Genomic DNA, 23126 nt, shown 5'->3' with positions numbered 1-23126 from the left:
GTGATGGCGGCGACCGGCTCGGTCGGCCTGATGGCGATCTTCGTCGTCGACCTCCTGTCGCTGCTCTACATCGCGCGGCTCGGCGATCCGGTGCTGACGGCGGCGGTGGGCTTCGCCACCATCGTCCAGATCTTCGCGGTCTCGATCAATATCGGGATGATGATCGCGGTCGGCGCGCTCGTCTCGCGGGCGCTCGGGCGCGGCGATGTCGGGGAGGCGCGCCGGCTCGCCGCCTCGTCCCTGGTGCTGGCGGTGGTCGCGTCGGGCCTGGTGACGACGCTCATGCTGCCGCTGCTCACCCCGTTCCTGACGCTGATCGGCGCTTCACCTGAAACCGTGCCGGCGGCCCGGACCTTCCTGTGGATCGCCCTGCCCTCGAGCCTCCTGATGGCCCTCGGCATGGGGTTCTCCGGCGTGCTGCGGGCGGTCGGGGATGCCCGCCGCGGCATGAACGTGACGCTCGCCGGCGCCGCGGTCACGGTCGTGCTCGATCCGCTGCTGATCTTCGGCTTGAATCTCGGGATCGAGGGGGCGGCGGTCACGATCGTGATCGCCCGCGTCGCCTTCGCGTGGGTGGGTTATTCGGGCGCGGTGCGCGTCCACCGGATGGTGGCGAAGCCGACCCTCCCGGCCGTCCTCGGGGATGCCGGCCCGATCCTGCGGGTCGCGCTGCCGACCGTGCTCACCAACCTCGCGCCCCCGGTGGCGAGCGCCTTCCTCGCCCACGTCATGGCGGGGTTCGGCACCGCGACGGTCGCCGGCAACGCGGTGGTCGACCGGGTGGTGCCGGTGGCCTTCGGCGGGCTGTTCGCCCTCTCCGGCGCGGTCGGGCCGATCCTCGGCCAGAACTGGGGCGCCGGCCGCTTCGACCGGATGCGCGCCGCTTTGCGCGACGCCGCCCTGGTGACCGGATTCTACGTCGGCACGGTCTGGCTCGCGCTCGTCATCGCCCGCGCGCCGCTCACCGCCCTGTTCGGGCTTTCGGGCGCCGGCGCCGACCTCCTCGGCTTCTTCTGCCATGCCGGCGGGGCGATCTGGTTCTTCAACGGGCTCCTCTTCCTCGGCAACGCCTCGTTCAACAACCTCGGCTTCCCGCTGGCAGCCAGTGCCCTCAACTGGGGCCGGGCGACGCTCGGGACGATGCCGACGGCGCTGCTGGGCGCGCATCTCGCCGGGCCGGAGGGGGCGATGGCCGGGATGGGGATCGGGTCGGCTTTGTTCGGGGTGGTGGGGCTGGCGCTGGCGTTCCGGACGGTGGGGGTTTTGGAGCGGAGGGAGGCGGTGAGTCTGGGGGCGGCCGCACGGCCGGTCGCGGAACGGGTATCTTAGGGTCGAGCCCGACCGACCCAGCGATACGACGTGCGGCCTTCAGCCTTCCGCGCGGATTCTGGGTCGGCAACGGCTGAGATAGCTGCTTCCGGGCAATTCCAAGACCTTTCACCCGATCCCGCCCGACGAACCCTTCAACCCCGGCACCGGTGAAGCGTGTAAGAGCGCGAGCGCGCGTCCGTCAGACTCTGGACCGTCATCCTGTCGCCATCGACAAAGTAGCGCGTGCGATCCTTCGACGTCATGCCTTCGCCCTCACAAACCGTGGCGACGTCGAACGGATTGCTTCCAGTGATGCGGGTGATCCTGCAGGAATTCTCGTATCCCTCGATTGACGTCCTGGTGAAGATCTGCGGCAGGGCATCGGTCTCCCCGGGCCGGTTCTTGCACCAAGCGGGTTTTCCGGCCCAGCGCCCCGTCGGGAACGGCGCCTCGGCCCCGTAAGCGGGCGTCAGGATCAATCCGCACAGGATGATGATGAAGTGTCGTCGCATGATCGTTCTCCTTTCGGCTTCACACGTCGCTGCGCCGGTCAGGCCGCATGGGACCGCTCGGAAGGCCGTGCGACAGCGATCGACCGTCATTGATCGACTTTGAAGCGCTTGGCCGCCGTTGGGCACAGCACCTTGAATTGTTCGATGATCGGCGGAAGACCGGAGGCACAGGACGTATCGGCATCCGCTCGAAGCGGGAAACGGGCGCGTCCGGCGTTACGATCGCCGTAGCGATAGGAAATTACACCGGTCCGGCAATTGGCCTGCGCGCTGAGCGCGGCGCGTGCCTCCTGCCGCAGGTATTTTTCGACGCATTGCTTGACAGTGAGCCTGCCGCCGCTCTGCCTCGTCTCGCCGCCCGGATCACGCTCGCAGTATTCCTGGAGGTCTGCTTTCGTCACGATGCCCCTCATGCGGGCCGATGCCGTATCGATCCCCTCCCGTTCGACGATGGTACCGTTCCATCCCTTGCAGGAGGCGAGCGCGAAATCGCCGGCGGCGCGCGCCGGGACCATCGGAATCGCCGAAGCCACGAGGAGTACGGCGCCAAGCAATGCGGGGTTCGCGGAAACTGCACCGCGTAGAAGGCTATTTTTCATCGCCAAAACACCACCTATGTTGAGGGATCCTGCGAATCTCCCCTCGCAAATTTCTCTTGTATCTTTTTGATACGCCTTCACGGCGTCATATTCCCGCCTCGGACATCATTCGCATTGTCGGGGGAAAATTAAACTGCCATCGCGGAACAGCTCGATCCATCATCTCTGAATTTGGCGATTGGGCTTAATATTTGGTCTTCGACCCTGCTGGCGAGCGACGCGATCCGGGTGGCGATCGAGCATGCTCCAGCGCTGGCTGCGGAGGGGCGGCAAGTACGGGAAAGGCGAAGATAGACCTTGCGAGGCATCAGCTCATTCTTGATGCCACCTCATGGATTTTACCTGAGCCGTGGAATCATCTCGACAGCGGCCAGCTTGTTCGCGGCGCGATGACGTCCAACATCATCGGGTGCTCCGCCCATCCGGGCCAGTGCAGCGCACATATCGGATTGGATCGTCTCCGCCGACGTATCGGACGCTCACATTGCCATTGCGTAGAAGCGCAAGCTCATTGAACATGGTCGGGTCGGCTGCATCTTGGACCTTAAAGATCTTGCCGCGCTGCCCGATCAGCATCGCAACCTCCTGCGACCCGACAGAGCCACCCGCCTCCACGAGGAGGTAACGGTGGTTTCGATCGTTCAGGAGACCGACCCAGTCCCTCTTGAAAGCCGCGCACTCGGCCCGCGTTGGGGCGAACCAACCTTGATCGATATATGGGATCGAGGCTGCACTCGCGGCGGACGACGCGGCAAATAGCGCAAATAGAATAAGAACGATACGCACAAAGAACTCGCCTCTACCGTGGTGGAGCGTCTTCCCGACAGCTCCGCCGGGATCCTTTAAATGCAATCAAATCTATCGAATTATTACGACCGGAGCGACCCGACCTCCCCATGCCGAGCTTCCGCTTGCAGGCCGCGCTTCAAGGCCGGCGTCTCCCCCCGCAGCAGCCCCACTGTCGAGGATGGCTCGATTCACTCGACAGTCCTGCCATCCTCGGTGTCATCCCGGGTTCCGCTTGAGCGGCCCCGGGATGACATCGAGGGTGTCAATCCTCGTAGCGCCCATCGAAACGGCCACGGGACACCATCTCTCCGCGGAGGAAGAGGAATCCCGCGCCACATCTCTCGAAGACATCCGGTCGGAGGAGGCGACTCAAGCCTCCCGCGCCCGCCCCTCCACCGTGCGCCCGTCCCGGGCGGCGAGCCGCACGGTCACGACCGGCGGCGGGGGCTGGCGCCGCGCGCGGCGTCGATGCACCAGGGGCACGGTCGGGTCCTGCGCGAACGGCAGGTCGAGCACGCCCAGCACGTCGTTGCGGGTGAGGCCGATGTCTTTCAGCCCCCGGTCGTCGAGTTCGGCGAGGCGGTAGACGGCCCGGCGGTGGATCCACAGGGTGACGATCCGGGCCACGATCTGCGCGGCCTTGCGACCGGCGCCGAGCGCCAGCGAGAGGACACCGAAGAGGGGGGCGAAACTGATCGTCATCGTGGTCTCCGGCGGGAGCGTCTCGGCATACCTCGTCATGGGCCTGATCCTGGGCCTGATCCTGGGCCTCGTCCCGGGCCGGCCGTGCTCATCCGCCCCACCGTCATAGCCCAGCTCGGTCGATGCGTTGAGCGAATGATTGAGATGTGTCACATCACGCGGATTGATGCAGGCATCGATGACGGAGCGATCCGGTGCATCCCCTCGACATCGACCAGCTCCGGACCCTGGTGGCGATCGCCGAGAGTGGGTCGTTCACCCGCGCGGCGGAGGCGGTGAACAAGACCCAGTCCGCCGTCTCGATGCAGATGAAGCGGCTCGAGGAGCGGGTCGGGCGCGAGATCTTCGCCAAGGCCGGCCGTGGCGTGCGGCTGACCGACGACGGCGAGCGCCTGCTGGACTACGCCCGGCGCATCGTGCGCCTGCAGACCGAGTGCCTGGCGACCTTCGACGAGGGCGACCTCGCCGGCCGGGTGCGCCTCGGCCTGCCGGACGACTATGCCGACCGCTACCTGCCGGAGATCCTCGCGCGCTTCGCCCGGACCCATCCGCGGGCCGAGGTGACGGTGGTGTGCGAGCCCACCGACATGCTGGCTGCGCGGATCGCCGACGGCGACATCGACCTCGCCATCGTCACCGAGGCCAAAGGTTCCACGAAGGATAGGGGCCGGCGCAACATCGAGACGGTCCGCACCGAGGCGCTGCTCTGGGTGACGTCGAGCCGCCACGCCGTCCATGGCGAGGAGCCGGTGCCCCTCGCCCTCGGGCGGCCGGATTGCAACTGGCGCCGGGCCGCCATCGAGGCGCTGGAGCGCGGGGGCCGGCAGAGCCGCATCCTGTTCGTCAGCTGGAACTCGACCGCGGTCGGCGCCGCGGTGCTGGCAGGGCTCGCTGTCTCGGTGCTGCCCGAGAGCGCGCTGCGTCCTGGCATGCGGGTGCTCGGGCCGCAGGACGGGTTCGCCGCCCTGCCGGCCTGCCGCATCGGCCTGATGCGCCACCGCTCCGGCGAGCCCAACCCGCTCACCGACATCCTGGCCGGGCAGATCCGGCAATGCCTGGACAATCTCGGGCTGGCGGCGGAGTGACGGGCGGAAGCTACGGACTTCAGCGCAGCGCGGTACCGACCTTGTTGCTCAGGTTGCTGTAGAGGCCGCCGGCCGTGCTGCCGTAGACGGCGAGCGCGCTCGTCAGCGCGAGGAAGATCAAGGTCGCGATGAGCGCGTACTCGATCGCTGTCGCGCCGGATTGCTCACGCCGGAAGCGGCGAAGCGCCTCCGTCACCCGCGATCTGCCACGCACGTCGAGTTCTCCCGGTCCGCCGCGCTGGACAATAGGCGAGACCCCCTCACCGAGCGTTAATCCGAGCGGCTAATCCGACCCCGCGATCTCCATTTTCTAACGCAGGGTAAAGCAGGACTTCGGGGTCGCGCCGGTCGTTCCGCGCCGCGCGGGGCTGCCCGACGCACGAGAAGTGGCGCCGCTCCCTTCGCGGAGAGGGAGCGGCGCCTCGCTTGCATCCTCGGACGACACCGTGTCCCGCGCCGCGGGACGCGGGCCGCCTCAGGCCTTGCCGGTCTCCTTGCGCAGGGCGTCGATCCGCTGCGAGGCCTCGGCCTTGTCGAGGTCGGGATCGTAGGCGTCCTCGTCCTTGGCCTGCTCGGCCAGGGTCTTGAGGTAGGAGGCCTGCGCCCCGGTCATCGGCTCGGATCCGGTGGTCCAGTCCTTCGGATCCTTGATGCGGTTCGAGGTGTCCTTCGGATCCTGCTTCGGGTTCTCGGTCTCGCGGTGCTCGGTCTCGGCCTGCTTGGTGTGGGTCTTGGCGGTCATGAGGTCTGCCCGTGTTCTCTGAATGTTCCAGCCAGACAACGGGGAAGCCCCGGCCCGCGTTCCCGGTCCGAGCGCCGCAGGCGCGGCTTGTCCCCGCAAAACCCGCGACCGGGACCGACGAACCGGGACCGGGAGACGCGAAGGCCCCGGGCGGTCTCCCGCCCGGGGCCTTCTTCTCGTTGACGCGATGGAGGCTCGGGCGCCCGTTCAGGCGGCCTCCGTTCAGGCCGCCTTGGCCCGCGGCTGCACCTCGGCGCTGTAGTCGTCCATCAGGGTCTTGGTCATCGCGGCCGGGGTGAAGCGGTACTGGGCGATCTCCGAGACCGGGGTGACCTCGGCGGCCGAGCCGGTGATGAAGCACTCGGTGAAGCCCGCCATCTCCTCGGGACGGATGCGCCGCTCGACCACCTCGTAGCCGCGGCGCTTCGCCAAGTCGATCACGGTCTGGCGGGTGATGCCGTTGAGGAAGCGGTCGGCGGTCGGGGTGTGGATCACCCCATCCTGGATGAAGAACACGTTGGCGCCGGTGCACTCGGCGACGTTGTCCTCCCAGTCGAGCATCAGGGCGTCGGCGTAGCCCTTGTTCTCGGCCCGGTGCTTGGAGATCGTGCAGATCATGTACAGGCCCGCCGCCTTCGAGGCCGACGGCGCGGTGCGCGGATCGGGCCGGCGGTAATCGGCGAGGTCGAGCCGAATGCCCTTCATCTTGGTCGCCGGGTCGAAGTAGCTCGGCCACTCCCACGCCGCGATGGCGAGGTGGATGGTGTTGTGTTGCGCCGACACGCCCATCATCTCCGAGCCGCGCCAGGCGACCGGGCGGAGATAGGCGTCCTGGAGACCGCTCTCCTTCAGCACCAGCCGCTTGGCGGCGTCGATCTCGGCGACCGTGTACGGGACCTCGAAGTCGAGGAGCTCGGCCGAGCGGCGCAGGCGCTGCGAATGCTCGGTGCACTTGAAGATCTCGCCGCCATAGGCGCGCTCGCCCTCGAACACGCTGGAGCCGTAGTGCAGGCCGTGGCTGAGTACGTGAATCTTCGCGTCCGCCCACGGCACCATGCGGCCGTCGACCCAGATGTGGCCTTCACGCTGGTCGAAGGGAATGACGGACATGACGATGATCCTCGTATGCGTTCGTTTCCGCCTGGCTGGTTCTCGCGCAACGTTCGTGCTTGAGCGGGGCGCGGGGCGTACGTTCGTTTCGCCGGCGGGGTTGACGGGTATCAATGGGGCTGAGATATGTCAACAAGACTGACATAAATGACGAGGGCCCGCGAAGCCCCGCTTCCGCGAAGAGGTGCGACCCGTGACCCAGGCCGCCCGGACCTGTCCGGCCCCCATCCCGGACGCCGCCAACGAGGACCTGCCGGAGGTAGGCTACTCCCCGGACGCGCCCGCGCAAGACCTCTCGGGGCAAGACCTCTCGGGGCAAGACCTCTCGGGGCAGGACCTCTCCGGAGACGATCTCTCCGGCACCGGCGAGGCCCCGGCCTACGACCTGATCGAGCTCCTGTTCTTCGCCTATCGCGACTTCGTCGCCGATCCGGACCGGATCCTCGCCGAGTACGGCTTCGGCCGCGCCCACCACCGGGTGCTGCACTTCGTCGACCGCCATCCCGGCCTCACCATCGCCGAACTCCTGGATATCCTGCGGATCACCAAGCAGAGCCTGAACCGGGTGCTGAAGGAATTGATCGAGCAGGGCTACATCGCGCAGCGGACGGGCACGAGCGACCGCCGCCACCGCCTCCTCACCTGCACGCCGCAGGGCCGGCAGCTCGCCCATCGCCTCGCCGGCGTCCAGGGCCGACGGGTCCGCCGAGCGCTGGAGGAGGCCGGCCCGGGCTTGCGCGAGCCGGCGAGCCGGTTCCTGCTCGCGATGATCGAGCCGGAGGAGCGCGCGGCGGTGCGCCGGCTCATCGTCGGCGGCGACTCCGCGGCCGAGATTGCCGCGGCCGAGGGCGAGGCCCGTTCGTGAGCGCCGGCCCCGCCCTCAGCGTCCGGGCCGAGCTGCCCGACCACGCCCCCCACATCCTGGTGGTCGACGACGACCGCCGCCTGCGCGACCTGCTCGCCCGCTTCCTCGGCGAGAACGGCTACCGGGTGACCGCGGCCGCCAGCGCCGCCGAGGCGCGGGCGCGGGGCCGCAGCCTCGTCTTCGACGCGGTGGTGCTCGACGTGATGATGCCGGGCGAGACCGGCTTCGACTATGCCCGCCAGATCCGCCTGACCTCGCAGGTGCCGATCCTGATGCTCACCGCCCGCTCGAACCCGAACGACCGGGTGACGGGGCTCGAGATCGGCGCCGACGATTATCTCCCAAAACCCTTCGAGCCGCGGGAACTGATCCTGCGCCTCAACAACATCCTGCGCCGCAGCGCCCGGGGGCCGGCCGACGGCACGGCCGCCCCCCTCGACGCGGTGCGCTTCGGGCCGTTCCAGTTCCGCATCGAGCGCGGCGAGCTGACCCGCGACGAGGAGGCGATCCGCCTCTCCGAGCGCGAGCGCGAGATCCTGACCATCCTGGCGCTGGCCCGCGGCGCCAACGTCGAGCGCGAGGCGCTGACCGGCACCAACGGCGCCGCCAACGAGCGCACCGTCGACGTGCAGATGAACCGCCTGCGCCGGCGCATCGAGGACGACCCGGCGAACCCCCGCTACGTGCAGACCGTGCGCGGCGTCGGCTACCGCCTGGTCCTGGACTAGGCGCGATGGCCGGCCCGACCCTCGCCGGGACGCTGCCGACGCCCCGGCGGGCCTGGCGCCGGCTCGGCCGCCTGATCGGCGACCGGCTGCCGAAGGGGCTGTACGCCCGCTCGCTCATCATCATCATCGCCCCGATGGTGCTGCTGCAATCGGTGATCGCCTACACCTTCATGGAGCGGCACTGGCAGCTGGTGACGCGGCGCCTCTCGGCCGCCGTCACCGCCGACGTGGCGGCCCTGATCGACATCTACGAGAGCTATCCCCAGGCCAAGGGCTCCGAGACCCTGGAGCGGATCGCCAGCGAGCGGCTGAACCTCGACGTCGACGTCCTGGAGGGCGCCGCCCTGCCGGCGCCGGGCCCGCGGCCGTTCTTCTCGCTCCTCGACGAGGCCTTGACGGATGAGCTGCGCCGCCAGATCGCCCGGCCGTTCTGGATCGACACGGTCGGCCGCTCCAGCCTGATCGAGATCCGGGTCGAGATCCCCGGCGGGGTGATGCGGGTGATCGCCCGGCGCAGCCAGGCCTACGCCTCGAACTCGCACATCTTCCTGCTCTGGATGGGCGGCTCGTCGATGGTGCTGCTCGGCGTCGCGATCCTTTTCTTACGCAACCAGATCCGGCCGATCCTGCGCCTCGCCGACGTCGCCGAGAGCTTCGGCAAGGGCCGCGAGCTCGATTTCCGCCCCCGCGGCGCCCGCGAGGTGCGCAAGGCCGGCCACGCCTTCATCGAGATGAAGCGGCGCATCGAGCGGGCGATGGAGCAGCGCACCACGATGCTCAACGGGGTGAGCCACGACCTGCGCACCATCATCACCCGGTTCCGGCTCTCGCTCGTGCTGCTGCCGCAGACGCCCGAGATCGACGACCTGCAGCGCGACGTCGACGAGATGAGCCGGATGCTGGAGGCCTACCTCGCCTTCGCGAAGGGCGATTCCGGCGAGCCGGCCGCGGCCATCGACCTCAGGGCGCTGCTCGAGGATGTGCGCACCGACGTCGAGCGTCTCGGCGGCCACGTCTCGGAGGTGACGCTGGAGGGCCAGTCGACCGTGACGGTCCGGCCCGACGCGTTCCGGCGCTGCCTGTTCAACCTCGCCTCCAACGCCGCCCGCTACGGCGACACCATCGCGATCACCGCCCGCCAGGAGGCGCGCTGGCTCGCCGTCTCGATCGACGACGACGGGCCCGGCATCCCGCCCGAATTGCGCGAGGAGGTGTTCAAGCCCTTCGTGCGCCTCGACGACGCCCGCCAGGATGCCGGCGGCTCGGGCCTCGGCCTCGCCATCGCCCTCGACATCGCGCGCGCGCATGGCGGCGATGTGGCGCTGCACGATTCGCCGCTCGGGGGCCTCAGGGCGACGGTGCGGGTGCCGGCCTGACGGGGGTGGCGAAACCCGCCGTTAAGCGGCGATTTCTACCTTTTCGTCCGGGAGCAGGGACGCGGGCGCGCTGCCCCGGCCGGGCAGCGAAGCATCGAGTCGCCCGGATACAGTGCGCATCACGTGAGGGGGCATGCCTGCCCGAGCGGTGGCATGGGCCGGCTCCGACGGAAAGATCAACGCGATGCCCCTGGAACACGCCCGGCGAAACCTGATCCTACCGAGCACGATGCTGATGTTCCTCGGCGTCCTGAGCGCGCTGCCCATCCTCGTGCGCTACTACCGCCCGGCCGGCGGCGGTCTCGACGTGACCGGCCACCCGATCGGGCGGGACTTCATCAACGCCTGGGCCGGGGGCCGGCTCGCCCTCTCGGGGCAGAGCGACATCCTGTTCGACTTCGGGGCCTATCACGCGGCGATCGGCGCGCTCTTCGGCACACCGCTGCCCTTCCACAACTGGAGCTACCCACCCTCCACGCTGCTGCTGCTCGTCCCGTTGGCATGGATGCCCTACTTCGCGGCGCTCGCGGTTTGGACGGTCGGGCTGTTCGCCGCCTTCGCGAGGATGACCTTAAGCCAGGTCCCACCTGGGCGACGCCTGCGCGCGCTCCTCCTCCTCGCTCTGGCGCCGGCCTGCCTCGTCAACGCCGCCGGCGGCCAGAACGGCTTCCTCACGGCCACCCTGCTGCTGAGCGGCGTGCTGGCCCTGGAGCGCCGACCGGTCCTCGCCGGCATCCTGTTCGGCCTGCTCACCTGCAAGCCGCAGCTCGGCCTCGTGCTGCCGCCGGTCCTGATCGCCCTCGGGGCGTGGCGGACCATCGCGGCGGCCGTGGGCACCACGCTCGCCCTCGTGGGCGCCTCGCTCCTGGCCTTCGGGGCTGATGCCTGGCGGCACACGCTCGGCCAGACGAGCGCCTACTCCTACGGCGTACTCGCGTCCTTCGACGGGTTCTTCGCGTACATGATGACATCGGTCTTCGCAGGCGCGCGCACCTTCGGGCTGTCGATGGGGACGGCCTGGGGCCTGCAGATCCTCGTGGCCGTCCCGGTCCTGGCGGCGACGGTCTGGGCCGTGCGCCGCTCCCGCGACCCGCTGCAGCGCGCCGGCGTGATCGCGGTCGCCGTCCCGCTCCTGACCCCTTACGCCTTCAACTACGACCTGACCCTGGTCGCCGCCGTGCTGGTGTGGCGGATCTCGGCGGCAGAGCCGGACGCGCAGCCGGACCTCGTCATGATCCTCGCCTGGCTCAGCCCCACCCTGACGATGCAGGCCCAGATCTTGGGCTTCGGCGGCATGACGGTGGTACTGGTCGTGTTGTTCGGGCTCCTGTTGCGCGAGGTCGCCGCGCAGGCCCCGGCGCGGGGCGGGCTCGCCGCGGCCTGATGAGGCGGGAGCGGTCCGATGCGAGCCCGGTTCCAAGGGGGACTTGCGCCGCGATGATATAACAAAGGCCTGGCCGTGCCGATCGGCCGTGGTAAGCCCCGGCAGGACCGGGAGGGGGCAATGAGCGAGGCGGAACCGAGTGCGGCAGCCCCCCTGATCGGCCTCGCGGCCGTCATCCTGGCGGCGACGCTCGACGACCCGCGCGTCCTCACCGTGCCAGTCTCCGGCCAGCCCGAGGGCCGGGGCGAGGGCCTGCCGGCAGGTCCCCTGGAGCCGGCGCATCCCACCCTGGAGCGGGGCCTGCGCGCCTGGGTCGAGCGCCAGACCGGCCAGAGCCTCGGCTATGTCGAGCAGCTCTACACCTTCGGCGACCGCAACCGGCGGCCCGCGAGCGAGGGGGGCGAAGACGAGGACGGCCGGCATGCCCTCTCGGTCGCCTACCTCGCCCTGGTGCGGGAGGCGCGGCCCGCCGCGGATTCCGCCTGGCAGAGCTGGTACCGCTACTTCCCCTACGAGGATTGGCGGGCGGGCCGACCTGCCGCCCTCGACGCGCTGACCCTCCGGCTCGACGCCTGGGCCGAGGCCGCCCCCGATCCCGAGGAGCGCCGCCGCCGGAGCGACCGGATCGGCCTGACCTTCGGGGCGGCGGGGAGCGGCTGGAACGAGGAGCGGGTGCTGGAGCGCTACGAGCTCCTGTTCGAGGCCGGCCTGGTGCCGGAGGCGGGCGCCGCGGAGGAGGACATCCGCCTGCTGGCCGGCCAGCCCATGGCCTTCGATCACCGCCGCATGCTCGCCACCGCCCTCTCGCGCCTGCGGGGCAAGATCAAGTACCGGCCCGTCGTGTTCGAGCTGATGCCGCCGGCCTTCACCCTGGGCCAGCTCCAGCGCGTGGTCGAGGCCCTGTCGGGCGCCCTCCTGCACAAGCAGAACTTCCGTCGCCTCGTCGCGCAGCAGGGCCTCGTCGAGGAGACCGAGGCCGTCACCGCCGAGACCGGCGGGCGGCCCGCCCGGCTGATGCGCTTCCGCCGCGAGGTGCTGCTCGAGCGACCCGCCCCAGGCCTGCGGCTGCCGTCGAGCCGTACGGGCTGACCGCCGCGGCGGGGTCGGACCGCGTCGTCCTGCCGCACTTATGCTCAGATACAACATATCTGGACAGGCCGGAATCCGGGAACTAGCCTAGCCGGGTAAATGCTCATTTTGAGTATAAATCGGGAGGCGAGAATGGATGCGGCATTCCTCGACCGGGCTGGGATCCCGTCCCAGGCGGAACTCTACGCGCGAGTGCGCCACCACGTCCCGGCGATCGAGTGGCCGGCCCTCGCCGCGGACGTGGCGGCGATCCAGGCACTCAAGCGGGAGCGCAATGCCGTGGTGCTGGCGCACAATTACCAGGCGCCGGAGATCTTCCACACCGTGGCGGACATCGTCGGCGACAGCCTGGCGCTCGCCCGCGAGGCGGCCCGCACCGATGCCGACGTGATCGTGCTCGCGGGCGTGCACTTCATGGCCGAGACCGCCAAGATCCTAAATCCGGGCAAGACCGTGCTGATCCCCGATCCCGCGGCCGGCTGCTCGCTCGCCGATTCGATCATCGCCGCCGACGTGCGGCGCCTGCGGCAGCGCTATCCCGGCGTGCCGGTGGTCACCTACGTCAACACCTCCGCCGCCGTGAAGGCCGAGTCCGATCTCTGCTGCACCTCGGGCAACGCCAGGGCTGTGGTCGAATCCCTCGGCGTCCCGCGGGTGCTGATGATCCCGGACGAGTACCTGGCCCAGAACGTCCAGGCCGAGCTGCCGGGGATCGAGATCCTGACCTGGGCCGGCCATTGCGAGGTGCACGAGCGCTTCACGGCAGCCGACATCCGCGAGGCCCGCGAAGCCTACCCGGGCGTGACGGTGCTGGCCCACCCCGAATGCCCGCCCGCCGTTGTGGCCGAGGCCGATTTCGCCGGCTCGACCGCGGCGATGCAGGCCTATGTCGAGACGCGCCGGCCGGCGCAGGTGGTGATGATCACCGAATGCGCGATGGCCGACAACCTGGCCCTGCGCAATCCGGACGTCGCGTTCGTCAAGCCGTGCAACCTCTGCCCGCATATGAAGCGGATCAGCCTGGAGAAGATCCGGCGCAGCCTGGAGACCCTGACCCACGAGGTCACGGTGCCGGACGACCTGATCGTCCCGGCCCGCCGCGCGGTCGAGCGCATGCTGGCGGTGCGGGCATGAGCCGGAATCCTACCATCCACGATCGCGTCGTCGTGGTCGGGGCCGGCGTCGCCGGCCTCGCCACGGCCCTGCGGCTCGCACCGCTTCCCGTCACGCTGCTCAGCGCCGCGCCGCTGGGCGAGGAGACCGCGACCGACACTGCAACGGCTTGGGCCCAGGGCGGCATCGCGGCGGCGATCGGGGCGGACGACGATCCGGCGCTCCACGCCGCCGACACCCTCAGTGCCGGCGCGGGCCTGAGCGATCCGGAGGTGGCGCGGCGCGTCGCCGAGGCCGGCCCCGGCCTCGTGGAGTGGCTCTGCGGGCTCGGCCTCGCCTTCGACCGCGGGCCCGACGGCACGCTCGCCCTCGGCCTGGAGGCGGCCCATGGCCGGCGCCGGATCGTGAAGGCCGGGGGCGACGCCACCGGCGCGGCGGTCCTGCGAACCCTCGCCCGGGCGGTCTCGGCCTGCCCGTCGGTGACGGTGACGGTCGGGCGGGCGAGCGCGCTCATGCAGGACGGCGCGGGCCGGGTGACCGGCCTCGTGGCCCGGACCGAGCGGGGACCCGTCGCCCTGCCGGCGCGGGCTTCGGTGCTGGCGACCGGCGGCCTCGGGGGGCTCTATCGCTCGACCACCAATCCGGCGGGCGCGACCGGCTCCGGCCTCGTCCTGGCGGCGCGGGCGGGCGCGGTGCTCCGCGACGTCGAGTTCGTGCAGTTCCACCCGACGGCGATCGCGCTCGCGACCGACGGGTCCCTGCCGCTCGCCACCGAGGCCCTGCGCGGCGAGGGCGCGGTGCTGGTCGATGCGGCTGGCGGCCGGGTGATGGCCGGCATCAGCGGGGCGGAGCTCGCCCCCCGCGACGTGGTCGCCCGGGCCATCGCGCTGCGGACCGGGCGCGGCGAGGCGGTCTTTCTCGACGCGCGCCGCCTCGACGTCGCGCGTCGCTTCCCGACCGTCGCCGCGTTCTGCCGCGCCGCCGGACTCGATCCGGCGGTCACGCCGATCCCGGTGCGGCCGGCCGCCCACTACCACATGGGCGGGATCCGGGTGGACGGGCGCGGGCGCAGCTCGCTCCCCGGCCTGTGGGCCTGCGGCGAGGTCGCGGCGACCGGCCTGCACGGGGCCAACCGCCTCGCCAGCAACTCGCTCCTCGAGGCGATGGCCTTCGCGGCGCAGATCGCGGCTGACATCCGGGACACGGAGAGCCGCGCCGCCGGCCCGGGCCACCTCCGGGAGGAAACCTCCGGCCCGGAGGCGCTGCCGGAGGTCCGCGCCGTGATGGAGGCGCAGGTCGGGCTGGTGCGCGAGGCTGCCGGCCTCGGGCCAGCGGTCGTGCGCCTCGCCGCCCTGGCGCGGGCCGGCTCGGCGGCGGCGACCGCGGGCCTGCTCGTGGCCGCCGCGGCGCTCGGCCGGGAGGAGAGCCGCGGCGCCCATTGGCGGGCCGACCATCCGGGGCAGCGCGCGCCCCGCTCGACCGAGATCACCCTGAGCCGGGCCTTCGCCGTCGCGAAAACCCTCGGCGATGCCCTGCCGTCCTCCTTCGAGGCCATCCGATGACCGACACCACCCTCCCCTCCCTGCCGCACCTGCTGGTCGAGCCGGTCGTGCGGGCCGCCCTCCTCGAGGATCTCGGCCGGGCCGGCGACCTCACCACCGACAGCATCGTGCCGGCGAGCGCGCGCTTCTCCGGCGCCATCGTCTCGCGCCAGGCCGGCACGGTGGCGGGCACGGACGCCGCACTCCTCGCCTTCGGGCTCCTCGATCCGGCGGTGAACGTCCGGGTCCTGCGGCCGGACGGCAGCCCGATCGCCCCGGGCGACACGGTGATCGCCCTCGACGGCCCGGCCCGGGCGATCCTCTCGGCCGAGCGCGTCGCCCTCAACCTGCTCTGCCGCCTGTCGGGCGTCGCCACCGCGACCGCCTCGCTGGTCGAGGCCGCCCGGCCGCACGGCAGAGCCCGCATCGTCTGCACCCGCAAGACCACGCCGGGCCTGCGGGCGCTCGAGAAGCACGCGGTGCGGGCCGGGGGCGGGGCCAACCACCGCTTCGGCCTCGACGACGCGGTGCTGATCAAGGACAACCACGTGGCGGTGGCCGGCGGCGTCGGCCCGGCGGTGCGGCGCGCCCGAGCGGGCGTCGGTCACCTGGTGAAGATCGAGGTCGAGGTCGACACCCTGGCGCAGCTGGAGGAGGCCCTGGCGGTCGGCGCCGACGCGGTGCTCCTCGACAACATGGATCCCGACACCCTGCGGCAGGCGGTGGCGATGATCGACGGCCGGGCGGTGAGCGAGGCCTCCGGCCGCATCACCCGCGAGACCGTCGGCGCGGTCGCCGCGACGGGGGTGGACCTGATCTCGGCCGGCTGGATCACCCACAGCGCGCCGATCGTCGATCTGGGGCTCGATGTGGCGTGACGGCGGTTGCGTGACGTGACTTGCAAAGATGGCCCGCGAGAAGCCGGATTCCTCCCATCCACACCCTCATCCTGAGGTGCGACCAACGGGAGCCTCGAAGGAGGCCTCCCGTTGCCCCGGTGGTCTCCGGAGACCTCCGTCGAGGTCAGTCGATCTTCAATCGACCGACACCTCCGGATGAGCCTGTGGGTGGGATCGATCCTGACAATCAGTCAAACAGGCTCTCGACGGCGCTCCAGACCTTGATTGTGCCGCATGCCTTCGCCGAAACGGTTCTCCGCGTCGCCGGGCGATGCTCCAGCGCAGTGCCTCGATGCGCCTTCCGTCGCCGCCCCGGCCTCGACGGCGAGCGGCCCCGTGGGACTCTCGTCCCTACGATCATCGGTGAACCTCACAAATATCCCGATCGCCGGCGTCGCTCGTCGCTCGTCGCTCGTCGCTCGTCGCTCGTCGCTCGTCGGGGTGGCCTAGGCGCAGCGGAAATTTGGCAAGAGGCACTTAACCGCTACGAACCGAGCGTCCGCAGCCACCCCGCGGCCGCTCTCGGCCCATTTTATTAATGTCGGTCGATTATATTTTACTATTATGACTTATCGTCAATCGCCTAAGACGATCTTCCCATCATTTCGGGGTCAGCTGGATCCTCTTCCGAATTCCCTGCCGCCTCCACCTCGACGGAGACACGAAGCGTGTCGCTCAAATCCAAGTTGATCACCATCATCGTGGTGTTCTCGTGTCTCACGCTCGGCATGTTCGGGCGCGATCTGCTGCGCTCGCGTCAGGCCTGGACGACGTCGGAGCAGGTCGCCCGCCTGGCGAAGATCGACGAGCTCCTGCTCAACGCCATGGGTTCGCTGCGCTACGAGCTGAGCTACGAGGTCGGGGTGCTGAAGCTCGACGGGGAGGCCGCGGCCGCGGCGGCCGCCCGGCTCGCGACGCGACGCGGTGAGGTCGATCGCGGGATCGCCCAGGCGCTCGACCGCCTCGGCCGGTTCGGCCCCGAGCGGGCCGGCCTCGGCGAGGCGACGGCGTCGGCCTATGCCGGGCTCCGCGCGCTGCGCGGCGAGGTGGATCGCCAGGTGACGCAGCCCAAGGGAGAGCGCGATCCCAAGCTGCTCGCGGGCCTCGCCGCCCATGTCCCGGCGATGCTGGCGACGATGGACACCCTCGCGGACGCCATCGAGCAGCCGATCCGCACCGGCGATCACCGGCTGGCCGACCTGATCGAGATCCGGCGCAAGGGCTGGGTCGCCCGCGGGATGGCCGGCGACGCCGCCAGCGCGCTCACCCGGGCCCTGGCCTACCAGCGCCCGCTGACGGAACAGGAGGCGACCACCGTCCTCGTCCGGCGCGGCCAGGTGGAGGCGGTGTTCCAGCAGGTGGAGCAGGCGGTGCGCCAGCTTACGGACGGCGCGGATCTCGCCGCCGCCGTGGCGAAGGCCAAGGCGACGTATTTCGGCGGCCGCTACGGCGAGATGGTCGGGCCCCTGCTGGCTGCGGTGAACGGCCGCTACGAGACGAAGCTGACCAACGAGGACTTCACCCTGGCGGTCGTGCCGGCCCTCGACGCGCTGCTGGCCATCCCGACGCGGGCGGTGACGCAGCTCGCCGGGGAGGCCGAGGCGGCGGAGGAGGAGGCGAAGCAGGCCCTGGCCTTCAACGCCGTCCTGATGGCGGGGATCGTCCTGCTGACCGGGCTCGGCGCGGGCGTGATCGTGCGGGGCATCACCCGGCCCCTGGACCGGATGACCGCCGTGATCAACCGCCTGGCCGGCGGCGACGCCGCGGTGACGGTTCCGGATCTCGGCCGCCGCGACGAGATCGGCGCCGTCGCCCGGGGCGTCGAGGTGTTTCGCCAGAACCTCATCCGCAGCCGGGCCCTCGAGGCGGAGACCGCGGAGGCCCGCGCCGACGCGGAGACGCAGCGGCGGGCCGCGATGCACCGGGTGGCCGACGATTTCGAGACCGCCGTCGGCGGCATCGTCGGGCTGGTCGCGCATGCGGCGACGGATCTGCAGGCGACGGCCCGGACCATGTCCGGCGCCGCCAGCGCGACGGCGAGCCAGTCCTTCACCGTCGCGACGGCGGCCGATCAGGCGGCGGCCAATGTCGGCACCGTGGCGGCGGCGGCCGAGGAGCTCGGCGCCTCGGTGATCGAGATCGGCCGGCAGGTCCAGGGCGCGGCCGGCCTGGCGCGGGTCGCGGTGGGCGAGGCGGAGCGGACCACCGCCCTGGTCCACGACCTGAGCGCCACCACCGCGCGCATCGGCGACGTGGTGGCGATGATCGCCGGCATCGCCGGCCAGACCAACCTGCTCGCCCTCAACGCCACGATCGAGGCGGCCCGCGCCGGCGAGGCCGGCCGCGGCTTCTCGGTGGTCGCCGCCGAGGTCAAGGAACTGGCCAACCAGACGGCGCGGGCCACTGAGGAGATCACCCAGCAGATCGGCCGGATCCGGGGATCCACCGATCAGGCGGTGTCGGCCATCGCGGCGATCACCGGGCGGATCGAGGAGATCGACGCGGTGACGGTCGCCCTGGCCGGCGCCGTGGAGCAGCAGGGGGCGGCGACCCAGGAAATCGTCCGCAACGTGAACCAGGCCGCGAGCGGCACCGGCGAGGTGACGACGAACATCGCCGGCGTGGCCGGGGCCGCGGAGCAGACCGGGGCGGCGGCGGACCGCGTCCTCGCCTCGGCCTCGGCGTTGCAGCAGGAAGCGGCGCATCTCGGCACCGAAGTCCGGCGCTTCCTCGACACCGTGCGGGCGGCCTGAGAGACCGGCGCCGCGGCGCGTACGCCGCCGCGCCAGCCCCTCAATGCGCCTCCTGCCAGTTCGCCGCCGCCTTGGCCTCGACGGCGAGCGGCACCCGGAGCTGAACCGCCGGGTGGGGCGCCTCCTCCATCACCCGGGCGATGATCGGCAGCGCCCGCTCGACCTCGTCGTCGGGCGCCTCGAACACCAGTTCGTCGTGGACCTGGAGCAGCATCCGGGTCGAGAGGCCCGCGTCCGACAGCGCGCCCTCCATTCGGGCCATCGCCCGGCGGATGATGTCGGCCGCGGTGCCCTGGATCGGCGCGTTGATCGCCTGGCGCTCGACCGAGGCGCGCTCCTGCGGGTTGTTGGAGCGGATCTGCGGGTAGTGGCAGACCCGGCCGAACAGGGTCGTGACGTAGCCCTTGTCGCGGCAGATCTTCTTGGTGTCGTCGATATAGGCGCGGATGCCTGGGAAGCGCTCGAAATACTGCTTGATGAAGGCCGAGGCCTCGCCCTGCGGGATGCCGAGCCGGTCGGCGAGGCCGAAGGCCGAGATGCCGTAGATGATGCCGAAATTGATGGTCTTGGCCCGGCGCCGCAGGTCGGAGTTCATCTGGTCGAGCGGCACGCCGAACATCGCCGAGGCGGTGGCGGCATGGATGTCGATGCCGTCCTCGAAGGCCTGGCGCAGCTGCGGGATGTCGGCGATGTGGGCGAGGAGCCGCAGCTCGATCTGGCTGTAATCGGCCGAGATCAGCTTGTGGCCTGCATCCGCCACGAAGGCCTGGCGGATGCGCCGCCCTTCTTCCGTGCGGACCGGGATGTTCTGCAGGTTCGGGTCCGACGAGGACAGCCGCCCGGTCGTGGTGGCGGCGAGCGCGAAGGAGGTGTGGACCCGGTCGGTGCCGCGGTCGGCATGCTCCTGCAGGCTGTCGGTGTAGGTCGATTTCAGCTTCGAGAGCTGGCGCCATTCGAGGATCCGGCGCGGCAGGTCGTGGCCCTGGCCGGCCAGCTCCTCCAAGAGGGTCGCGGGGGTCGCCCACTGGCCGGACGGCGTCTTCTTGGCGCCGGGCAGGCCCATCTTGCCGAAGAGAATGTCGCCGATCTGCTTCGGCGACGAGACGGAGAACTTTTCGCCCGCCATCTCCTGGATCTCGTCCTCGAGCCGCGCCAGGGACTGGGCGAAATCGCCCGAGAGCCGGCTCAGCATCTGGCGATCGACCTTGATGCCCTCGCGCTCCATCCGCGCCAGCACCGGCACCAGCGGCCGCTCCAGGGTCTCGTAGACGGTGGCGCGGCGCTCGGCGGCGAGGCGCGGCTTCATCAGCCGCCACAGGCGCAGGGTCACGTCGGCGTCCTCGGCCGCGTAGGCGGTCGCCTTGTCGAGGGCGACGCGGTCGAAGGTGACCTTCTGGCGCCCGGTCCCGGCGACGTCCGCGAAGGTGATCGGCTGGTGGCCGAGATGGCGGCGGGCGAGTTCGTCCATGCCGTGCGAGCCCTTGCCGGCATCGAGCACGTAGGAGATCAGCATCGTGTCGTCGAAGGGCCGGACCTCGATGCCGTGGCGGGCGAGCACCAGCCAGTCGTACTTGATGTTCTGGCCGACCTTGAGCACCGCCGGGTTCTCGAGCAGCGGCTTCAGGCGCGCCTGCACGACCTCCCAGGAGAGCTGCCCCGGCAGTAGGCCGCCGCCGAACAGGTCCTCGCCGCCGCGGTGGCTGAGCGGGATGTAGGCGGCGCGCCCCGGCGCGGTGGCGAGCGAGACGCCGACGAGGTCGGCCGTGTTGGCGTCGAGCGCCGTGGTCTCGGTATCGACCGCCACCACCCCGGCCTCGACCGCCTCGGCGATCCAGGTGTCGAGGCTCTCGACCGTGGTGATGGTCTCGTACGACGCGGTGTCGAAGGGCTTCACCGCTTCCGCGGCGCGCGCCGCCACCAGCGTCGTCGGCGTCGCCTCGGCGGGCGCCTTCGGCTTCGGGGGGGCGTCCGGCAGGTCGAGATCGGCGAAGGGATCGACCTCGGCCTTCGTCTCGGGCGCGGCGTCCGGCGCATCGCCGAAGAACGGCGTCACGTCGCTGCCGCCCTTCTCGTTCGAGAACCCGGTATCGGCGCCCTCCGGCAAGAGGGAGGGGTCCGGGCGCACCGCTTCCGGGTCGACGTGCAGCATCTGGGCGATGCGGCGCGTCAGGGTGTTGAACTCCATCGCCTTCAGGAAGCCGACCAGGCGCTCGGGGTCGGGCTTCGGCAGGCCGAGATCGTCGAGGGGCACCGGCACCGGCACCTGCTCGTCGAGGGCGACGAGGCGGCGCGACAACCGCGCCTGGTCGATATTGGCGAGCAAGGTCTCGCGGCGCTTGGGCTGCTTGATCGTCGCGGCCTTGTCCAGCAGCGCCTCCAGGCTGCCGAACTCCTTGATCAGCGCCGCCGCGGTCTTCAGCCCGATGCCCGGCACGCCCGGCACGTTGTCGGAGGTGTCGCCGATCAGCGCCAGCGCGTCGCCGATCTGCTCCGGCCCCAGGCCCTCCCAGCGCTCCAGGATGGCGGCGCGGTCGAGGTTGCGCTCGGGCCGGTAGCCCGGCTTGCCCTTCTGGCCCGATTCGAAGTCGTAGAACCGCACGAGGTCGCCGACGAGCTGCATCAGGTCCTTGTCGGAGGACACGATGATGACGCCCGCCCCCCGCGCCTCGGCCTGGCGGGCGTAGGTCGCGATCAGGTCGTCGGCCTCGTAGCGCTGCAACTCGATCGGGTGCAGGCCGAAGGCCCGCACCGCGTCGCGCATCAGCGGCATCTGGCGCTTGAGGTCGTCGGGGGCGTCGGGCCGGTGGCCCTTGTAGTCCGGAAAGATTTCTTTCCGGAACGAGCCTTCGGACTTGTCGAACACGATGCCGAGATGGGTCGGCACGACGCCGGCGGCGCCCTCCTGCACGAACTGCGCGAGCTTGGCGCAGAACAGCCGCACCGCCCCGGTCGGCAGCCCGTCGGAGGGGCGGAAATTGTAGCGCTCGGGCTGGTTGATCGACTGGAAATAGGCCCGGAAGATGAACGACGAGCCGTCGACCAGGAGCACCTGATCGCCGGGGCCGACGGGCTTCGTCTCGGGGGCGGTCTCGGTGCTCATGCGGGCTGACATCTTTTCGGCGGCCTGTGTGAGTCCCGTCTTAGTGCGTCGCCGGGGCGAGGCAAACCGCGGCCGACGCGCGCTCCCCGGGGAATGGGTGCGCGCCGGCCCCCGGCCGGGTGTGCCCTGAGCACACCAGGCGCCCGCGAAAGCACCGCCGGGCCAGCCCAGAAGCTTGACTTGGCGCGGGCGGAGGCTTGGTGTCAGGCTTGAGAGAGCAACCGTCATTCCCCCGGAAGGCTTGAGCCTCGCGGGCCCGCCCGCGGGCCGGCGCCTGCCCCGGGCCCAAGGACCGGCCCATGCGCAAGACACCCCTCCTCGCCGCCCTGCTCGCCGGGCTCGCCACCGCCGCCGGCCTGTCCGCCGCGCAGGCCCGCTCGGCCCGCCAGGAGATCGCCCCGGCCGAGGAGCGCGAGTTCCCGTTCGACGCCCAGATCCCGGGCTGCCAGGATGCCGGCGTGCTGGAGAAGATCACCTACCAGTTCGCCGAGAAGGAGGCGAAGTTCTGGAACTCGACGCTGACGATCGCGGCCTACGACAGCATCGAGCGCACCGCCTGGCGGCCCTGGGGCCTCGACTTCTATCCCCGCCGCTTCTGCACCGCGGTCGCCACCACCTCGGACGGGGTGCGCCGGCGCGTCGACTACTCGGTGCGCGAGAGCCTCGGCATCATCGGGGCGACCTACGGCGTCGAGTTCTGCGTCCACGGCCTCGACCGCAACCTCGCCTACGCCTACGCCTCGGCCTCGTCCTGCCGCGAAGCCCGGCCGTGATGCGCGCGCTGGTCGGTGCCGCCCTCGCGGCGGCCGTCGCCGCCGGCCCGGCCGCCGCGCAGGGGCGCGGCGGCGGCGAGCCGGGGGTGTTCGACTTCTACGTCCTGGCCCTGTCCTGGTCGCCGACCTACTGCGCGCTGACCGGCGAGCGCCGCAACGACCGGCAATGCGACACGGGCCGCAATCCGGGCTTCGTGGTCCACGGCCTGTGGCCGCAATACGACCGCGGCTTCCCGAGCGAGTGCGGCGCCTTCTCCCGCAGCCCGAGCCGTCCCGCGATGGACGCGGCCGAGGGCGTCTTCCCGAGCGAGGGCCTGGCCCGGCACGAGTGGCGCCAGCACGGCACCTGCTCGGGCCTCGATCCGGCAGCCTATTTCCGCGCGACCGCCAAGGCCCGCGACGCGGTGACGATCCCGGCCGCCCTGGCGAAGCCGGCGGACGACCTGCGCGCGGCTCCCATCGACATCGCCCGCCAGTTCGTCGCCGCCAATCCGGGCCTGCGCCCGGACATGATGTCGGTCACCTGCAAGGCGGGCCGGCTCGAGGAGGTGCGGATCTGCTTCACCAAGGACCTGCGCGGCTTCACCGCCTGCCCGGAGGTGGCCCGCCAGAACTGCCGCGCCGGGGAGGTGACGGTCGGGGCGGGGCGGTAGGA

20 protein-coding genes are annotated in these 23126 nt (G+C 70.9%); 13 read left to right on the top strand and 7 right to left on the bottom strand.

The features are described from left to right. Positions 1–3 precede the first annotated feature (3 nt). Positions 4–1329 (top strand): MATE family efflux transporter, encoded by a 1326-nt coding sequence (locus tag DK412_RS01705; protein WP_109970526.1) that lies wholly within the window; start codon positions 4–6, stop codon positions 1327–1329. A 134-nt stretch (positions 1330–1463) separates the two neighbouring features. Here the strand turns inward: DK412_RS01705 and DK412_RS01700 are convergent, their stop codons facing one another. The 3 genes from DK412_RS01700 to DK412_RS01690 form a co-directional block, all read right to left on the bottom strand. Beyond that, positions 1464–1823, bottom strand: coding sequence for a hypothetical protein (locus tag DK412_RS01700; protein ID WP_109970525.1), 360 nt, complete (start codon positions 1821–1823; stop codon positions 1464–1466). Positions 1824–1909: 86 nt separating this feature from the next. Further along, on the bottom strand, positions 1910–2503 hold the full coding sequence (locus DK412_RS01695) for a hypothetical protein (protein WP_245447379.1): 594 nt from the start codon (positions 2501–2503) through the stop codon (positions 1910–1912). Positions 2504–3580: 1077 nt separating this feature from the next. Then, complete coding sequence (locus DK412_RS01690) at positions 3581–3952, bottom strand: DUF1127 domain-containing protein (protein ID WP_245447378.1); 372 nt, start codon at positions 3950–3952, stop codon at positions 3581–3583. A 155-nt stretch (positions 3953–4107) separates the two neighbouring features. Between DK412_RS01690 and DK412_RS01685 the strand changes: the two genes are divergently transcribed. Then, entirely contained in the window at positions 4108–4998 is an 891-nt protein-coding gene (locus DK412_RS01685) for a LysR substrate-binding domain-containing protein (protein ID WP_109970524.1), read from the top strand. A 19-nt stretch (positions 4999–5017) separates the two neighbouring features. Here DK412_RS01685 and DK412_RS01680 read toward each other — a convergent pair whose 3' ends face one another. The 3 genes from DK412_RS01680 to DK412_RS01670 form a co-directional block, all read right to left on the bottom strand. Continuing rightward, the gene (locus DK412_RS01680; RefSeq protein WP_204165477.1) at positions 5018–5212 is read right to left on the bottom strand and encodes a Flp family type IVb pilin; all 195 of its coding nucleotides are present in this window, start codon (positions 5210–5212) and stop codon (positions 5018–5020) included. Between the two features lie 261 nt (positions 5213–5473). Then, complete coding sequence (locus tag DK412_RS01675; protein WP_109970522.1) at positions 5474–5740, bottom strand: DUF3072 domain-containing protein; 267 nt, start codon at positions 5738–5740, stop codon at positions 5474–5476. A gap of 222 nt (positions 5741–5962) precedes the next feature. Then, positions 5963–6850, bottom strand: a complete 888-nt coding sequence (locus tag DK412_RS01670) for a branched-chain amino acid aminotransferase (RefSeq protein ID WP_109970521.1) — start codon at positions 6848–6850, stop codon at positions 5963–5965. Between the two features lie 385 nt (positions 6851–7235). On the opposite strand from DK412_RS01670, the gene DK412_RS01665 reads away from it, so the two are divergent. The 9 genes from DK412_RS01665 to DK412_RS01625 all read left to right on the top strand — a co-directional run bounded on the left by DK412_RS01665 (position 7236) and on the right by DK412_RS01625 (position 18598). Then, positions 7236–7715, top strand: a complete 480-nt coding sequence (locus DK412_RS01665; RefSeq protein WP_245447685.1) for a MarR family transcriptional regulator — start codon at positions 7236–7238, stop codon at positions 7713–7715. Then, positions 7712–8443: a response regulator transcription factor gene (locus tag DK412_RS01660; RefSeq protein ID WP_109970520.1), complete on the top strand. Its 732-nt coding sequence runs from the start codon at positions 7712–7714 to the stop codon at positions 8441–8443. The genes DK412_RS01665 and DK412_RS01660 overlap by 4 nt, the downstream gene beginning before the upstream one ends. A gap of 5 nt (positions 8444–8448) precedes the next feature. Beyond that, on the top strand, positions 8449–9819 hold the full coding sequence (locus DK412_RS01655; protein WP_109970519.1) for an ATP-binding protein: 1371 nt from the start codon (positions 8449–8451) through the stop codon (positions 9817–9819). Positions 9820–10003: 184 nt separating this feature from the next. Beyond that, entirely contained in the window at positions 10004–11203 is a 1200-nt protein-coding gene (locus DK412_RS01650) for a glycosyltransferase family 87 protein (RefSeq protein ID WP_162596069.1), read from the top strand. 120 nt (positions 11204–11323) lie between these two features. After that, positions 11324–12292 carry a hypothetical protein gene (locus tag DK412_RS01645; RefSeq protein ID WP_109970517.1) on the top strand — a complete coding sequence of 323 codons (969 nt, stop codon included), beginning with the start codon at positions 11324–11326 and terminating at the stop codon, positions 12290–12292. Between the two features lie 132 nt (positions 12293–12424). Next, complete coding sequence (gene nadA / locus DK412_RS01640) at positions 12425–13426, top strand: quinolinate synthase NadA (protein WP_109970516.1); 1002 nt, start codon at positions 12425–12427, stop codon at positions 13424–13426. Next, a complete protein-coding gene (locus DK412_RS01635; RefSeq protein WP_109970515.1) occupies positions 13423–14967 on the top strand; it encodes an L-aspartate oxidase in 1545 nt (514 codons plus the stop codon). The genes nadA and DK412_RS01635 overlap by 4 nt, the downstream gene beginning before the upstream one ends. Beyond that, positions 14964–15824, top strand: coding sequence for a carboxylating nicotinate-nucleotide diphosphorylase (nadC, locus tag DK412_RS01630; protein WP_109970514.1), 861 nt, complete (start codon positions 14964–14966; stop codon positions 15822–15824). Before DK412_RS01635 ends, nadC begins: the two co-directional genes overlap by 4 nt. A gap of 689 nt (positions 15825–16513) precedes the next feature. Continuing rightward, positions 16514–18598, top strand: a complete 2085-nt coding sequence (locus tag DK412_RS01625) for a HAMP domain-containing methyl-accepting chemotaxis protein (RefSeq protein WP_245447377.1) — start codon at positions 16514–16516, stop codon at positions 18596–18598. A gap of 40 nt (positions 18599–18638) precedes the next feature. Here the strand turns inward: DK412_RS01625 and polA are convergent, their stop codons facing one another. Beyond that, positions 18639–21698, bottom strand: a complete 3060-nt coding sequence (polA, locus tag DK412_RS01620; RefSeq protein WP_109970513.1) for a DNA polymerase I — start codon at positions 21696–21698, stop codon at positions 18639–18641. Positions 21699–21997: 299 nt separating this feature from the next. Between polA and DK412_RS01615 the strand changes: the two genes are divergently transcribed. Together DK412_RS01615 and DK412_RS01610 are read left to right on the top strand one after the other, a co-directional pair. Beyond that, positions 21998–22471 (top strand): hypothetical protein, encoded by a 474-nt coding sequence (locus DK412_RS01615; RefSeq protein WP_109970512.1) that lies wholly within the window; start codon positions 21998–22000, stop codon positions 22469–22471. Beyond that, positions 22471–23124, top strand: a complete 654-nt coding sequence (locus tag DK412_RS01610; protein ID WP_109970511.1) for a ribonuclease T2 — start codon at positions 22471–22473, stop codon at positions 23122–23124. Before DK412_RS01615 ends, DK412_RS01610 begins: the two co-directional genes overlap by 1 nt. Positions 23125–23126: the final 2 nt, after the last annotated feature.

The sequence above is a fragment of the Methylobacterium sp. 17Sr1-1 genome (assembly GCF_003173775.1).
Taxonomy (GTDB): Bacteria; Pseudomonadota; Alphaproteobacteria; order Rhizobiales; family Beijerinckiaceae; genus Methylobacterium.
The sequence above is the reverse complement of the archived record's forward strand: the minus strand, read 5'-3'. Positions and strand labels throughout refer to the sequence as shown.